Source organism: Streptomyces sp. NPDC079020 (assembly GCF_044542225.1).
Classification (GTDB): domain Bacteria; phylum Actinomycetota; class Actinomycetes; order Streptomycetales; family Streptomycetaceae; genus Streptomyces.
Map to the genome: position 1 here is coordinate 375152 of NZ_JBITUB010000005.1, position 14516 is coordinate 389667.

Annotated in this window: 12 protein-coding genes and 1 pseudogene; 7 read left to right on the forward strand and 6 right to left on the reverse strand. The window is 72.9% G+C overall.

What is annotated here, in order from left to right:
- Position 1: 1 nt before the first annotated feature.
- Positions 2 to 1178, forward strand: a pseudogene (locus ACIGJO_RS13435) (nicotinate phosphoribosyltransferase).
- 298 nt (positions 1179 to 1476) lie between these two features.
- On the opposite strand, the gene ACIGJO_RS13440 reads toward ACIGJO_RS13435, so the two are convergent.
- Together ACIGJO_RS13440 and ACIGJO_RS13445 are read right to left on the reverse strand one after the other, a co-directional pair.
- Positions 1477 to 1932: an Hsp20/alpha crystallin family protein gene (locus ACIGJO_RS13440; RefSeq protein WP_399956646.1), complete on the reverse strand. Its 456-nt coding sequence runs from the start codon at positions 1930 to 1932 to the stop codon at positions 1477 to 1479.
- Positions 1933 to 2149: 217 nt separating this feature from the next.
- A complete protein-coding gene (locus ACIGJO_RS13445) occupies positions 2150 to 3037 on the reverse strand; it encodes a universal stress protein (protein WP_399956649.1) in 888 nt (295 codons plus the stop codon).
- 381 nt (positions 3038 to 3418) lie between these two features.
- Between ACIGJO_RS13445 and ACIGJO_RS13450 the strand changes: the two genes are divergently transcribed.
- The 5 genes from ACIGJO_RS13450 (at position 3419) to ACIGJO_RS13470 (ending at position 6504) form a co-directional block, all read left to right on the forward strand.
- On the forward strand, positions 3419 to 3820 hold the full coding sequence (locus ACIGJO_RS13450; protein ID WP_399956953.1) for a hypothetical protein: 402 nt from the start codon (positions 3419 to 3421) through the stop codon (positions 3818 to 3820).
- Positions 3807 to 4046, forward strand: a complete 240-nt coding sequence (locus ACIGJO_RS13455) for a universal stress protein (protein ID WP_399956652.1) — start codon at positions 3807 to 3809, stop codon at positions 4044 to 4046. The genes ACIGJO_RS13450 and ACIGJO_RS13455 overlap by 14 nt, the downstream gene beginning before the upstream one ends.
- Before the next feature lie 280 nt (positions 4047 to 4326).
- Complete coding sequence (gene dhaK, locus ACIGJO_RS13460; RefSeq protein WP_399956655.1) at positions 4327 to 5313, forward strand: dihydroxyacetone kinase subunit DhaK; 987 nt, start codon at positions 4327 to 4329, stop codon at positions 5311 to 5313.
- A 121-nt stretch (positions 5314 to 5434) separates the two neighbouring features.
- Positions 5435 to 6097 (forward strand): dihydroxyacetone kinase subunit DhaL, encoded by a 663-nt coding sequence (gene dhaL, locus ACIGJO_RS13465; protein ID WP_399956659.1) that lies wholly within the window; start codon positions 5435 to 5437, stop codon positions 6095 to 6097.
- Entirely contained in the window at positions 6094 to 6504 is a 411-nt protein-coding gene (locus tag ACIGJO_RS13470) for a PTS-dependent dihydroxyacetone kinase phosphotransferase subunit DhaM (protein WP_399956662.1), read from the forward strand. The genes dhaL and ACIGJO_RS13470 overlap by 4 nt, the downstream gene beginning before the upstream one ends.
- A gap of 192 nt (positions 6505 to 6696) precedes the next feature.
- Here ACIGJO_RS13470 and ACIGJO_RS13475 read toward each other — a convergent pair whose 3' ends face one another.
- Entirely contained in the window at positions 6697 to 10152 is a 3456-nt protein-coding gene (locus ACIGJO_RS13475; RefSeq protein WP_399956956.1) for a phosphodiester glycosidase family protein, read from the reverse strand.
- A gap of 249 nt (positions 10153 to 10401) precedes the next feature.
- Between ACIGJO_RS13475 and ACIGJO_RS13480 the strand changes: the two genes are divergently transcribed.
- Positions 10402 to 10905, forward strand: coding sequence for an NUDIX domain-containing protein (locus tag ACIGJO_RS13480; RefSeq protein WP_399956665.1), 504 nt, complete (start codon positions 10402 to 10404; stop codon positions 10903 to 10905).
- Here the strand turns inward: ACIGJO_RS13480 and abc-f are convergent.
- The 3 genes from abc-f to ACIGJO_RS13495 form a co-directional block, all read right to left on the reverse strand.
- The gene (gene abc-f, locus ACIGJO_RS13485; protein WP_399956668.1) at positions 10869 to 12623 is read right to left on the reverse strand and encodes a ribosomal protection-like ABC-F family protein; all 1755 of its coding nucleotides are present in this window, start codon (positions 12621 to 12623) and stop codon (positions 10869 to 10871) included. The two genes, ACIGJO_RS13480 and abc-f, sit on opposite strands and share 37 nt — an antisense overlap.
- 239 nt (positions 12624 to 12862) lie before the next feature.
- Positions 12863 to 13180, reverse strand: a complete 318-nt coding sequence (locus tag ACIGJO_RS13490) for a DUF6191 domain-containing protein (RefSeq protein ID WP_399956671.1) — start codon at positions 13178 to 13180, stop codon at positions 12863 to 12865.
- Positions 13181 to 13427: 247 nt separating this feature from the next.
- On the reverse strand, positions 13428 to 14468 hold the full coding sequence (locus tag ACIGJO_RS13495; protein WP_399956674.1) for an NAD(P)-dependent alcohol dehydrogenase: 1041 nt from the start codon (positions 14466 to 14468) through the stop codon (positions 13428 to 13430).
- Between the last annotated feature and the right edge of the window lie 48 nt (positions 14469 to 14516).

Here is a 14516-nt window from a genome sequence, read left to right on the forward strand (position 1 = left end):
CATGTCCCAGGTGACCACCACCGACCTGTACGAGGTCACGATGGCGCTCTCGTACCTGCGGGAGGGCATGCGGGCTCCGGCCACCTTCAGCCTCTTCGTGCGTGACCTTCCACCGGGCCGTGGGTTCCTCGTCGCCGCCGGCCTCGAACCAGCTCTCGACTACCTCTCCCGCTTCCGCGCGGGCCGCTCCGACGTGCAGGAGTTCGCCGAGGCGCTGAAGCGGCCCGGCGAAGACCTCGCGCCGCTGCACGGCCTGTCCTTCGACGGACAGGTCCGCGCCGTGCCCGAAGGCCGGCTCGTCCTCTCCGGTGAACCGCTCCTGGAGGTCACCGCCCCTCCTCCAGGCGCAGCTGGTGGAGACGTACCTGCTGTCGCAGCTCTGCCATCAGACGGTCGTCGCTTCCCAGGCGGCCCGGTGTGTGCTCGCCGCTGGTGGACTTCTCGCTGCGCCGGACCCACGGGCCCGAGGCCGGCATGCAGGCCGCCCGCCTGTGCGCGCTGGTCGGTTTCGCCGGCACCGGCAACGTGGCCGCCGCGCACCGGTACGGCATCCCCGCCGCCGGCACGATGGCCCACCCGTACATCGAGGCCTTCGACTCGGAGGAACGGGCCTTCTATGCCTTCGCCCGCACCCACCCCAGCCCGGTGACCTTCCTTGTCGACACGTACGACACCGGCCGAGGCGTCTCGACGGCGGCGCGCGTCCTCAGGGACCTCCGGCTCGGGCCCGGCTGCGCGATCCGCCTGGACAGCGGTGACCCGGGTGCGCTGGCCCGCCGGGCCCGTACCGTGCTGGACGGGGCGGGGCTGCGGGACGTGCAGATCATCGCAAGCGGTGGTCTGTACGAGTACGGCATCGCCGCCCTCGTACGGGAGGGGCGCCGATCGACGCGTACGCCGTGAGGACGAAGGTCGGCACGGCCTCCGACGCCCCGTATCTGGACGCGGCCTACAAGCTCGTCGAGTACGACGGCCGGCCGGTCATGAAGCTCTCCTCGGCCAAGGTGACGGCGCCAGGCTCCAAACAGGTCTTCCGCGGCCTCGGCCTGCGGGACGGTCCGGTGGCTCCCCGCCCCACAGCGTCCACACGGCTCACGGCCCTGACGACCGCCGTACGGCACCGTCTCGAAGCGCGAACCGGCGCCGGGCGACGCCCCGGGGAGAAGGCGTCGGAATGACGCGGCTTCCCGTGCTCGCGGGAGCGGCTCTGGTCCTTCTCGTCCTCCTGAACATCTCCGCACGCTCCGGCACTCCGGCCCCGTGACAGCGGCGCACGGCCGACGCCACCTCGGAACGCGGTGGGTCGTACAGTCCGACAAGTCCCAGCAGGTTCAGCCCTGGCTCGGCGTCCTGGCGGCGGGCGGTGGTTTCGCGCTCCGCGAGCCTGCGGGCTCCACCCCGTTGCCGTTCGAGGAAGAGGCACCGGCCCCGCCGCGCCCCCGGCACCCGCCGTCGCCGTACCGCCCGCGAGTGAGGTCATGACGTCTCTCCCGGTGGGGCGCTGTCGCCTCGTTTCACCGGGATGGTCCGCGCGCGCTTGGTGTCCTCGTCGGGCATGGGGACGCGGACGGTGAGAATGCCGTCCGCGTACGAGGCGTCGACATCGTCTGCGGGGATCGTCGCCGGGAGGCGCACGGTCCTGCGGAACGATCCGTAGCGGAACTCCGAATGCTCCTTGTCCTCCTCGCTCTCGCCGCGCTCGGCGCTCACCGTGACGAGGTTGTCGTCGACCGTGATGGTGATGTCCTCCAGGTCCATCCCGGGCAGTTCGGCCCGCAGCACGCACACGCCGTCGCCGGTGGACACCTCCACCGGGATGGAGTGGGCGGCCGTGCCGGGCCGCCATCCTGGCAGCCCGGGGAACTCCCTGTTGAACAGGTCGTTGAAGTCGGGGAAGAGGCTGTGCCTGCGTTCCGCCTTGCCTCCGGTCATCGTTCTCTCCTGGTCCGTGGTCCTGGGACGTGTGTGGTCCCGCGGATCGTTTTCGGAGCCGGGTCCGACTCCATTGCCCACTCTTCCGCCGGTCCTTCGCACGGCGGAGTGCCGGACGGGGCCGCCCGGGTGGGCCGAACGGTCCGCGCGGGCAAGGGACCGGTCGGCCACGTACCGGGGGCCGTCGCTCCCTGCTGCTTCGGCAGGGGGACAGTGATCACCGGGCACGCCGACCGCGCGGGATCCCACGACGACGAGCGCGGCGTCCACCGTCCTCCCGCGCAACCGGGACCGACAGCTCGTGGCGGTCGACACCGACCAGTACGTCGTTCATGTCTCCTCGTCCCGCGTGACGAAGGCTGGTGGGACGATCTCCCACCGGGCAGTGGACGTGATGGATCAGGGTGTGCACGACGCGTCCGAGGGTCGGGCCGATGCCCAGTGGCTGACGGTGCTGACGGTGCTGACGGTGCTGACGGTGCTCCAGAGCAGCGCTCGCGGCGTCGGTCAGCAGGGGATGGTCGACCGGTTCGTGAGCCGGGCGTCGCCAGGCGCGTACAACGTCGAGTTCCGCGTGCCGCACGTCCGCCGCGCGGAAAGCGAACCGCACGGCCGACGAGTCCACATCGTGCTCACCGGCGCCGAGGAGGACGCGTCCGTGGCGGGCCTCCAGAGCGTGCCGGTCTCCTCGGACGACGACGACCGGGCAGGAGGACCGGGCGGCCACGACGAGACCGACGGATCCGAGCAGAAGGCCGGCGAGCTCCCCGCGCCCACGGGAACCGACCACCACAGCGGTGGCGCCCCCGCCCGCACTGAGCAGCGCGCTGGACGCGTCCTCCGCGAGGACGTCCGTAGTGACCTCGATGGCGGGCGCGCGCAGCCGGGCACGGCCGGCCGCGGTGGCGACGATGTTCTCGGCCAGCACCTGACCGGAGGGGCGAACCGTGGTCCCGGTCGGTACGGCTCCCTCATACCGCTCCCACAGCGAGGCGTGGACGATACGCAGAGGAAGTCCGTGCCGTACCGCTTCGTCGACAGCCCAGTCCACAGCCGCGAGGCTGGCATCGGACCCGTCGGCTCCTACCACCAGGGGCGAATCCATCGCGCCCACCGCCCTTCTGGGTCGTGAGGTGGTCTCCTCCCACGCTCACACCGGGCGGAAGGTCGGGGTAGGGCCGGTCGGTACCGGGCGCGGTCCGCCCGGTACCGACAGCGGCCCGGACACGGCGCCGGACGGGGGACATGACGAGAGCGGGGCCATCCGCTTCTCACGGATCCTGATCCCGCCGTGCGCGGTGCGAAGCCGCTTCTCCGCGTCCCTCCGGGAGGGCCCCTCCTCACCTTCAGGAAACCACCGGCTGACCACCCGCGCCAGGGCTGCCGGAGGCCCGGGAAGACCAGGGTGCTCCGTCCCGTGTCCGACCACCGCACGCACGACGTCCCAGCGGTCCCTGTCATCGACGAGGACCGACGCCTGCTCGGCGTGTCTCGGAGACCGGCCTGTTGCGGGCCACCACCGAACTCCCCGCCCTGGAGGGCCGATGGGCGGAACACACGGCTCGTCGTCGCCGACGAGGAGAACCGTTTGGCGGGCATCGTGAGTCTTGGCGATCTCCTGGGGGTCTTCCTCCGTGAGGACGAGGATCTCCGGCACGAGATCATCGACGTGCTCTTCGGCACGCTCCGCCCCGACCTTTCCGTCGTGATGGCCGAGGTACGCGACGGCCGGGTGGAACTCACCGGCAAGCTGCCGCTGCCGAGCATGCTTCCGACGGTCGAGCAACTGTGCGCGACGGTCGGCGGCGTGGTATCGGTCTCGACCACCCGTCTCGCATGGAACACCGACGACGCCCTTCCGAACGGTCGAGGCGGTGACCGGTCGTGACGCGGAGCATCGTGGCCGGCCTCGGCGGCATGGAACGGCGAACGCTGCGGCGGAATGGGCGGCGGACGAGGCTGCGCTACGCGGCACCGAGGTCGTCCTGGCGCACGTGAAGGAGCCGTCGCCCGACGCGCTCCTGCCATCCGTGTCCCGCGAGCCCGTGGAGGAGCGGGCGCAGGACCTGCTCGACCGCACCACTGCCCGTCTACGTGATCGCCGCCCGGACTGACCGTCAGCACTCGCCTGCTCCCGGCGGACCCGCTACCCAGTCTCGTCGCCGCGGCGGGCGACGGCGAGCTGCTGGTCCTCGGCTCGCGAGCGATGGGCGAAATCGTCGGCCGAGTCTGCACCGTACTCTGCGCCCGTTACAACAACTGGAGAGCTGGGGAAACAGAGAATGCCTGTCCCGAAGCACACTCCATCGAATGCCCCACCCCATGAGCAAGTGGCCCGCAACTCCTTCGCTTCGGCGGCTTGCCTGTTAATCACCCCAGGAGGAACCGTTGAGAATGCTCATCAACGTCCCGGAGACCGTGGTCGACGACGCGCTCCGGGGCATGGCCGCCGCGCACCCCGAGCTGACCGTCGATGTCGACAACCGGGTGGTCGTGCGTCGCGACGCACCCGTGGCCGGGAAGGTCGGGCTCGTGTCCGGCGGCGGGTCCGGGCACGAGCCGTTGCACGCCGGTTTCGTCGGGCCGGGCATGCTCTCCGCCGCTTGCCCCGGGGCGGTTTTCACCTCGCCCGTACCGGATCAGATGGTGCGGGCCGCCGCCGCGGTCGACAGCGGGGCCGGGGTCCTCTTCATCGTCAAGAACTACACCGGTGATGTGCTGAACTTCGAGATGGCCGCCGAACTCGCCGAGGACGAGGGCGTACGGGTCGCCCAGGTTCTCGTCGATGACGACGTGGCGGTGAGCGACAGTACGTTCACGGCCGGGCGGCGGGGTACGGGGGCGACGCTGTTCGTCGAGAAGATCGCCGGGGCCGCCGCCGACGAGGGCGCGTCGCTGGAGCGGGTGACGGAGGTGGCACGGCAGGTGAACGCGCGGTCCCGGAGCTTCGGGGTGGCGCTGAGTTCGGTCACCACTCCGGCGAAGGGCAGCCCCACGTTCGATCTCCCCCCGGGCGAGCTGGAGTTGGGCATCGGCATTCACGGCGAACCGGGCCGGGAACGGCGCCCCATGATGACCTCCGGGGAGATCGCCGACTTCGCGGTGCACGCGGTGCTGGACGACCTTCGGCCCACCGGACCGGTACTGGTGCTCGTGAACGGTATGGGGGCGACCGGGCTGCTGGAGCTGTACGGGTTCAATGCCGAGGTGCAGCGGGTGCTCTCCGAGCGCGGTGTACCCGCGGCTCGTACGCTCGTGGGGAACTACGTGACCTCGCTCGACATGGCGGGCTGCTCGGTGACGCTCTGCCAGGTCGACGAGGAGCTGCTGCGGCTCTGGGACGCACCCGTGCAGACTGCCGCGCTCCGCTGGGGCCGTTGAGCCCCGGCACCCCGCGTACCGGCCGTCCCGCTCCCGCCCGTACTGCCCGCCCTCGCCCGTCCGCGGCGCACACAGCGCCCGTATCCCCCGCGCCGGACCGGCCCGAGGAACAGGAGACCTTGTGCTCGACACCGAATTCTTCCGCCGCTGGATGGCCGCCATGGCGGCTGCCGTGGACCGTGAGGCCGACCGTCTGACCGAACTGGACTCGGCGATCGGCGACGCCGACCACGGCAGCAATCTCCAGCGCGGCTTCACCGCGGTGACGGCGGTCCTGGAGAAGGACGCCCCCGCGACACCCGGAGCCGTGCTGGCCCTCGCCGGACGACAGCTGATCTCCACCGTGGGCGGTGCGTCCGGGCCGCTGTACGGAACGCTGCTGCGGCGTACGGGCAAGGCCCTGGGCGAATCGGCCGAGGTGACGTCGGGGCAGCTGGCCGAGGCCTTCGCCGCGGGTGTCGCGGCTGTGGGGCAGCTCGGCGGGGCGCAGGCCGGGGACAAGACGATGCTCGACGCGCTGCTGCCCGCCGCCGACGCCCTGGGTTCGTCGTTCCGGGCGGCCCGGGACGCGGCGCGGGCCGGTGCGCTGGCGACGGTTCCCCTCCAGGCGCGCAAGGGGCGGGCCAGCTATCTCGGCGCGCGCAGCATCGGGCACGAGGATCCGGGGGCCGCCTCGTCCGCACTGCTGGTCGCCGCGCTGGTCGAGGCCGAAGAGCCGGCCGGGACCGGGGGGACCACCGGAACGGCCGGGGCCGGCGGGGCGGCGGACGGGAGCGGCGCATGAGTGCGCGCAAGCAGGTCGGGATCGTCCTGGTCTCGCACAGCGGGCCGGTGGCCGAGTCCGTCGCCGAGCTGGCACGGGGGCTCGCGGCGGGGGGTGCCACCGCGCCCGTCGCCGCGGCCGGGGGGCTGCCCGGCGGGGGGTTCGGGACGAGCGCCGAACTGATCGCCCGCGCGGCCGAGTCGGTCGACCGCGGGGCCGGGATCGCGGTACTGGTCGATCTCGGCAGCGCGGTGCTGACGGTGAAGTCGATGCTCGCCGAGGGCGACGAGCTGCCGGCCGGGGCACGTCTGGTCGACGCACCGTTCGTCGAGGGCGCCGTGGCCGCCCTGGTCACCGCGTCGGCGGGCGGGGATCTGGCGGCGGTGGAGGCCGCGGCCTCGGAGGCGTACGGATACCGCAAGGCCTGAGGCCGTGGTCCCGGGGCCTGAGGCCGTGGTCCCGGGGCCTGAGGCCGTGGTCCCGGGGCCTGATCCGAACAGAGCCTGATCCGCACGGTGGCCGGCCCCGGACCGGACCCGGAGCCGGCTGCTGGCCGGCCCCGGATACGACCCGGTCCCGTGTCCACCCGAGGGGGACACGGGACCGGGGCCGGCCGGCTGTCAGGCGGCCGGTACCGCTGCCACCGCCGCCGTCGCCGCCGTCGCCGCGATCTCGACGCGGGCCCGCTGCGTCGTGCCGTTGACCGTCACCGCGAGTGTGATGGTGCCGGGCCGCAACGCCGTGAGAATGCCGGTGACCGGGTCGAGGACGGCCGTGTGGCGCTTCCGGGCGTCGTCCGGGTCACCGATGTACACGTTGGGCGAACCCGTCCAGTCCGCGCTGAGCGGGAAGGCCACGGGTACGGAACGCGCCCTCTGGACGACGCTCGCGCCCACCTTCGTCCGCTCCCCCGGGCGGATCACGGCCGGTGCGTCGAGGACGAGGGAGTCGACATGTGCCCGGGTCTGGACGGAGACCCAGTCGGGCCCTCCCCGCCACGGACTGTTGCGGGCCGCCGCCTGTTCACCCGCCTGGACCCGGTCGGCGCCGATGAGGGACCAGCCGGTGAATCCGCCCTCGCCTGCGGGGCCCGCCGGGGCCTTGCCGGAGTTTCCGTTGATCAGGTACGGGACTCCGTCGACGTGCGAGGCGTGGAAGACGCCCACGTGGCTGCCGATGAAGGCCGCGCCCTTGCCCGTCGTACGGCGGAAGCCGGCGAGCCACTGCTCGACCAGGGCGGCTTCCTTGCGGTCGCCGAGCCTGCTGCCCTGCTGCGGGGTGGGGTCGCGCGGCGGTACGTGCTCGATCACCATGACCGAACCGATCCGGCGGTCCCGGGCGGCCGCGTCGAGCTGCTCCCGGAGCTTTCCGATCTGGGCGAAGCCTCCGCCGCGCAGGCTGAGGCTGGAGGTGTCGAGGGTGATGACCCGGGTGCCCTTGTGGTCGAACGTCCGCTGGGCGGGCCCGAATTCGGTCACGAAGTTGTCGATGCGGCCGCCCATCACCTCGTGATTGCCCGGTACGTAGTACCAGGGCACGGAATCGCCGAGTTCCTCGGTCAGGATCCGCCGTGCGAAGGCGAGGTCGGCGGGCGAGCCCTCGTCCACCAGGTCCCCGTTGACAACGAGGAAGTCGGGCCGCGCGGCCCTGATCTCGCGCAGTGTGCGGCGGGCCTGGGCGACGATCGCGCTGTCCGGGTCACGGGCGACGAACTGGGCGTCCGACATCACCGCGAACCGCCAGTCCCGGCGCTCGGCCGCCGCGGCCGGGCCGATCAGCGGGTCGGACGGTACCGGCTGTGCGGGCAGGTCGACGGTGGGCGGGACCTGGGCCGTCAGGCCGTCGATGACGATCTCGCCGGTGTACTGCTGGGCAGCCGCCGTCTCGGCCAGATAGAACCGGTGCACGCTCAGCGGCATCGCGGCACCCTGCGGAACGGCGAAGGTGATCTGCCGCCATCCGGTCCAGGTGATGTACGGGCCGCGCAGCAACTGGTCGGAGCCCGCCGCGTCCTTGAGGTGGAGGGTCGGCCAGGCGCCCTTGCCGTCGCCCTTGACCCACAGCCGGAACGACTGGGGCTGTCCGGGTACGGTGACCGGCGCGGGCGGGGTGGCGTAGGCGGCGCGGGTCGCGGTGGACCGGGTGAAGTCGTAGGTGAGCTTCAGTCCGGTGCCGGTGTGGCCCTCCGGTGTGGCGGCGAGCGAACCGTCGGCGCGCGCCTGGCTGAACTTCCAGGCCGCGGCGTCGTCGAAGGCGGCGACGGCCTGTTCGGTGAGGCCGACACCGACCGCGAGGACGGTGGTGACGCCCGCGACGGTCGCGGTGATCCGGCCGGCTCCGCCGCCGGTGCGGGAGCGGACGTCGAAGGATCCCTGGCCGTTGTCACGGATGTCGAACAGTGTCTGGTCGTAGTCGAGTTCGATGTCGCGCGGCTCGACGGCGGCACTGGTGCCGTGGGCGTCCAGCCCGACGAAGCCGAACGTTCCCGTGGCCTTCGCGTCCGCGAGACCGACGCGCCGTGTCGTCGGCTCGATGCGGGCGAGCTTGTCCAGGACGGTCAGCCGGATGCTGCCGTGCGCGGCTCCGCGCCGGGCCGTCACCTCGGTGCTGCCGCTGCGGCGGGCGGTGAAGAGACCGTGGCTGTCGACCCGGCCGGCCGCCGGGCCCGTGCCCCAGCGCGGTGCTCCCGCGGCGGGGCCGTACGTCTCGTCGTAACCGGCGGCGGTGAGGGAACGGGTCAGGCCGGGGAAGACCCGGTCCGGGTGGCCGCCCTTGACCGGATCGGTGCCCGGTGCGGCGCCGGCGGGGGTCCGGGTCTCCACCCAGAAGCCCTTCAGTCTCCCGCTGCCGTCGGGGGCGGTCAGGGCGAGGCCGTTGGGGACGGTGCGTTCACTGCCGTCGGACGGGCTGTTCTCCACCTGGAGCGAGTCGCTGCCGGGCTCGCGGGCGACGAGCGTCGAGGAGCCGCCGCCGTCCAGGTTGAGGGCGCTGTACGAACCGGCACGGCGCATCATCAGGCCGAGCTCGGTGAGGGTGACGCCACCGCTGTCCGCCTGCCGGCCGTCGACCGTGACGACCTGCATGGTGCGGCCGTCCTTGGAGAAGCCGACGGCGGTACGGGGCGCCGCGGTGTTGTTGCCCTCACCGTCGTGGTTCTGGGCGGTGCCGTCGACGACGAGGAGTTCCCGGCCGCCGACCGCCGTGCGCGGAACGGGCCCGCCGTCCGTGCGCGCCCGGTAGGCGAGGGCGACCGGGTCGCCCGGACGCAGCGCGGTCACGAGCGCCGCGCCCGCCTCCCGGCCGACCAGGACGGTGGTTCCGTCCGGGACGGGGCCCGTGCCGGGGGTGTCCGACACGGAGACGACCTTCCCCTCCCGTACGACGGCTTCCGCGACCGGGGCGGCGGCGTCGATGGTCAGCCGGCGGTCCGCGCTGCCCCAGGCCGAGGTGTAGGCGCCCACGCCCTGGGCGGGCACGTTCGCGGCGTTGAACGCGGCGAGCGGGTGCTCGCCGGACGGGAGGGTCAGCGTGCCCTCGAAGTACAGCTCCAGGACCCGGCCCGCGCTCTGCGGGCCGATGCCGACCGCCCGGTGGATGCCCGGTGCCGGGGAGTGGACGGCCCGGCCGTCCTTGATGCCGGGACCGAGCGGAGCACCGGTCTCGTTGATGTCGAAGAAGTCCGCGTTGATCGCGGCGACGGTACGCCGGCCGCGTCCCGGATCGTGCCGGGCGGCGAGCTCGGAGACCGGGCGCCGGTCGGCGACCTTGCCCGAGGAGAGGTAGTCGGCGCGCACCTCGTCACCGCCGAGGTCCACGGAGAGAGCGTCCACCCGCAGCCACTTGTCGGACTCCAGCCGGTCGTACGAGCTGAGGCGGACACCGGGGGCGATCGGCCGGGACGTACGGGCGGTCTCGATGCCGTCGCCGTCCACCACGGAGCGGACCGCGCCGGCCGCTCCGCTCGCGGCGGGCGGGGCGACGAGTCTGAGGACTTCGGCGGCGTCACGGGGGCGGGGGTCGGGGGTCGAATCGGCGGCCGCCGGGGCGATGGCCCCGGCGGTCATCGCGGTCGCCATCGCGAGCAGCACGAGCGGCCGCACAGCGGTACCGACTATGCCAAGGCCCACAAGTCCTCCTGGGAAGCAGCTGGTTGCACGGGCGGAAAGCACTGACGGCGGACAGCATGGCCGCACGGACGGGGAGGCACCAGGGGACGACGGGGACATCGCGGGGAACACCACGCGGCGGGCGGATGACGGTCATGATCACCCGGGTGCGCCGCGACGGCGTGGCGGCCCGCCGTCGGGGGCCGCACACTTGACGGCATGTCGACGCTCAAGCGCAGCGCGGGCCTTCTCCTCTACCGGGTGACGGAGACCGGGGACGGGCCGGAGTTCGAGGTACTGATCGGCCATATGGGCGGCCCGTTCTGGGCAGGCCGCGAGGCGGCCGCCTGGTCGGTCCCCAAGGGCGAGTACGGCCCCGAGGAGCAGCCCGCCGCGGCCGCCCGCCGGGAGTTCGAGGAGGAACTGGGGCTACCGGTTCCGCAGGGTGAGTGGGTACCGCTCGGCTCCGCGCGGCAGCCGAGCGGCAAGACGGTGACCGTATGGGCGCTGGAGGCCGGGCTGGATCCGGCGACGGCCGTACCGGGGACCTTCACGATGGAATGGCCGCGGGGGTCCGGCGTGCAGCAGGAGTTCCCGGAGATGGACCGGTTCGCCTGGTGCACGCCGGAGCAGGCCGCCGAGCGGCTGGTCACGGGCCAGCGGGTCTTCCTCGACCGCCTGCGCGGTCATGTCCGCGAGACGCGTGACTCCACGGGCGGATAGCCGGTCTCCCGCAGGTCCGCCGTCTCTCGTGCGTCCCGGGCCCGTCGCGTGCGCCGCGCCCCGCCGGCCTCCTGCGGGCCGCGGACCGGGCGGCCGGCCCGCAGTTCCAGCACGTCCCCGGTGAAGCGGTCGCGAAAGCCCCGGTCGTGCGAGACCACGACGACGGCCCCGCCGTACTGCGCGAGGGCTTCCTCCAACTCCTCCACCAGGCTCAGCGCGATGTGGTTCGTCGGCTCGTCCAGGACCAGCAGATCGGCCGGGCGGGTGACCAGCCGGGCCAGCGCCAGCCTGCGCTGCTGGCCGATGGAGAGCGCGGCGACGGGAACGGCCAGGTCCTCGGGCCGGAAGAGGCCGAGGCCGAGCAGTTCCCGCGCGTACTCGTCGGGGAAGCCGGGACGGCCCGCGGCGAAGGTCGCCAGCAGCGAACGCCGGGTCGGCCGGACCGGGAGTTCCTGCGGGAGGTAGCCGACCCCGGCCCGCCGCCGGACCGTTCCCGTGTCCGGGGTGAGATCCCCCGCGAGAACCCGCAGGAGGGTGGACTTCCCGGCGCCGTTGGGCCCGGTGACCAGGAGCCGTTGACCGGGTTCCACCCGCAGGGCGGGCAGGTGGAGCCGGTCTCCGACACCGACGGACTCCAGGGTGAGCAGCGGCTGCGGCCCGTGCCCGCCGGTGTCGGTGGCGAGGGCCGGCCCGGCGGTGAAGGCCAGCGGCGGGGGCGGGGCGGGCACGGGTGAGCGGCGCAGCGCTTCGAGGCGGGTCCGGGCGGCCCTGACCTGGCCGGACAGTTTGGCCTCGTGCGAGCGGCGGTGTTTGCCGTAGCCCTCCTTCGGATCCTTTCCGGTGGCCATGAGCCGCTGCCCGGCCGCGTTCACCAGTTCCTCGGTGCGGGCCAGTTCCGTCAAGTAGTCCTGGTGCTCCTGGACCCAGCGGCGCCGGGCCGCGGCCTTCGCCGTGCGATAGCCGTCCCAGCCGTCCCCGTACCGGGTGACGCCGCGCAGATCGCGGTCGACCTCCAGGATCACGGAGGTGACGCGCTCCAGGAAGGCCCGGTCGTGCGTGATGGCCACGACGGTCCCGCGGTGGGCACGCAGGTGCTCCTCCAGCCAGTGGACGGCCCGGACGTCCAGATGGTTGGTCGGCTCGTCGAGCAGCAGCAGTTCGGGGGCGGCGGCCAGCACACAGGCCAGCGCCAGCCGGGACTGCTCCCCGCCGGAGAGCGTGGAGACCGGGCGGTCGCGCGTGAGGTGTGCCAGCCCGAGACCGTGCAGGGCAGCGTCGGTGCGGGCGTCCGCCCGGTAGCCGTCGCGTTCCTCGTACGCGGTCAGGAGGTCGCCGTACGCGGCGAGTTCCTCGTCCGTGGGTTCCGGTGCGGTGGACAGCGCCTCCTCCGCCGCGCGGATGCGGCGTTCCAGGTGGCGCAGTTCGGCGAGCGCCGCGTCGACGGTGTCCTGGACGGTGTCGCCGGGGGCGCGCACGAGCGTCTGGGCGAGGTATCCGACGCCGCCGGGGAACCGGACGGTGATCTCGCCGCCGTCCGGTGTCTCCTCCCCCGCCATCAGCCGCAGCAGTGTGGATTTGCCGGAGCCGTTCTCGCCGATGATGCCGGTCTTCTCACCGGGGCGGACCGTGAGCGTCACCTGGTCGAGTACCGAGCGGTCACCGTAGGTCTTGGAGACGTCCTTCAATGTCAGCTGGGCGCGGTCGCGCTGGGGGTACATGGGTGCTTCTTCCCTGTGGACAAGCCCGCGAGGGCGCGCGGGAGCGCGCGGCGGTGCGTGGATGCCGGACGGCGGAAGGGGACTGCGGCACGCCTCGGTGCCCCTGCGGGTCACCCTGCGACGCTCAGCGTCGGGCGGCGGCGTCCTGGCCGGGAATCAGCGGAAGAAGTAGTACGAGTACAGACCCATGGAACCGAGTCTAGCGAGAGCCGGACGGACCCGCTCGGCAATAAACGAGGTCAGCCCGCCTTGGGGAGACGGATGACCGCCCGGCCGCCGGTCAGGTCGATGGTGGTCCTGTTCGGCGGGGCGCCGTCCTCCTCGTCGTCCTTGATCAGCAGTGCGCTCTGGCGCTCCTTCAGTTCGCTCTGCTTGCCGGGCGAGAAGCTCGCGTGCAGCTGTTCGAAGCCGGTCGCCGAGACCTGGCCCTGCCGGGCGCTGTTGCGCCAGGGCAGCACCCCGGCCCGCCCGGCACGCAGGAGCACCTGGTCGACGAAGGCGAGCACGGTCAGCCCGATCACCAGTCCGGGAAGGGTCATCAGTACGAGGAACTCCATGGGGCCAGTCTCGCCCATGTACGGGGCCGGTCGCACGGGAATCGGCACGGCGGCCGGACAGGAAGGACCGCGGCCGGACAGGAGAACGCGGGCCGTCGTTGTGCTGCGGCGGCCCGCGTGCCGGGTGGGCGGTGGGCGTGCTCGGGTCGTGGCCGGGCGGTGGGGGCCGGACCCGTGGTCGGGGCCGGACCCGTGGTCGGGGGCCGGACCCGTGGTCGGGGCCGGACCCGTCGTCGGGGGCCTGGGCTCAGCCGTTGGGGAGGATGACGGCCCGGCCGTTGATCCTGCCGGAGTGCAGACGCTCGTAGGCGAGGGGCGCCTCGTCGATGGAGTAGGTCTCCACATGGACATCGACCGACCCGGCGTGGGCGAGGTCGAGCACCTCGACGAACTCCTTGCGCGAGCCCCAGTACGGGGAGGTCACCGTCGTGCCGTAGGGCAGCGTGCCGAAGCCGACGGGCAGCGCGCCACCGCCGAGACCGACGATCGTGACGTCACCGTCGACGCGCGCGACCGCTCCGGCCGTCTTCACGGTGGGCGGGGCGCCGACGAAGTCGAGGACGACCTGAGCACCGAGGCCGCCGGTGAGTTCGAGCACCGTGGCCGCCGCGTTCCCGTCGGAGAGTACGGCTTCGTGGGCGCCGACCGCGCGGGCCAGGGCGAGCTTGTCCTCGGTGACGTCGAGCGCGATCACGCGCACCGCGGTCATGGCGCGCAGCAGCTGGATCGCGACGTGTCCGAGGCCGCCGGTGCCGATGACCACGGCGGTGGCACCGGGCACCAGCTTGGACAGGGAGCGCTTGATCGCGTGGTACGGGGTCAGCCCCGCGTCCGTGAGCGGCACCGTCTTCACGGGGTCGAGGCCACCGATCGGCACCAGGTGGCGCGGGTCGTCGACGATCATGTACTCGGCCATGGCGCCGGGGGCACCGAGTCCGGGCGGCATGATGCCGAGTTCCTTGGCGCGCAGGCAGTAGTTCTCCTTGCCCGCCGCGCAGTTCACACACGTACCGCAGCCCCAGGGGCCGTAGACGGCGACGGAATCGCCGGTCGCGAAGCCGGTGACACCGTCACCGAGTGCGGCGATCGTGCCGACGCCCTCGTGGCCGAGGGTGAGGGGAAGCGGGAAGGGGAGCTGGTCGGCGGGCCAGCTCATCACCGCGATGTCGGAGTGGCAGACGCCCGCGGCGGTGACCTTCAGCAGCACCTGCCCGGGGCCGGGCTCGGGGTCCGGGACGGTCACGACCTCGGGAGCGGAACCGACTGCACGGTACTGAACGGCTTTCATGGGATCTCCTCGGTCTTCCTTGTTCTCTTTCTCGCCCCCGTGCCCCCG

Excerpts from the sequence above, each read along its gene's own strand:
- ACIGJO_RS13470 (WP_399956662.1), top strand. The coding sequence starts at position 6,094 with ATGAGTGCGCGCAAGCAGGTCGGGATCGTCCTGGTCTCGCACAGCGGG.
- ACIGJO_RS13495 (WP_399956674.1), bottom strand. The coding sequence starts at position 14,468 with ATGAAAGCCGTTCAGTACCGTGCAGTCGGTTCCGCTCCCGAGGTCGTG.
- dhaK (WP_399956655.1), top strand. The coding sequence starts at position 4,327 with ATGCTCATCAACGTCCCGGAGACCGTGGTCGACGACGCGCTCCGGGGC.
- ACIGJO_RS13480 (WP_399956665.1), top strand. The coding sequence starts at position 10,402 with ATGTCGACGCTCAAGCGCAGCGCGGGCCTTCTCCTCTACCGGGTGACG.
- ACIGJO_RS13445 (WP_399956649.1), bottom strand. The coding sequence starts at position 3,037 with ATGGATTCGCCCCTGGTGGTAGGAGCCGACGGGTCCGATGCCAGCCTC.
- ACIGJO_RS13475 (WP_399956956.1), bottom strand. The coding sequence starts at position 10,152 with ATGGCGACCGCGATGACCGCCGGGGCCATCGCCCCGGCGGCCGCCGAT.
- ACIGJO_RS13490 (WP_399956671.1), bottom strand. The coding sequence starts at position 13,180 with ATGGAGTTCCTCGTACTGATGACCCTTCCCGGACTGGTGATCGGGCTG.
- abc-f (WP_399956668.1), bottom strand. The coding sequence starts at position 12,623 with ATGTACCCCCAGCGCGACCGCGCCCAGCTGACATTGAAGGACGTCTCC.
- ACIGJO_RS13440 (WP_399956646.1), bottom strand. The coding sequence starts at position 1,932 with ATGACCGGAGGCAAGGCGGAACGCAGGCACAGCCTCTTCCCCGACTTC.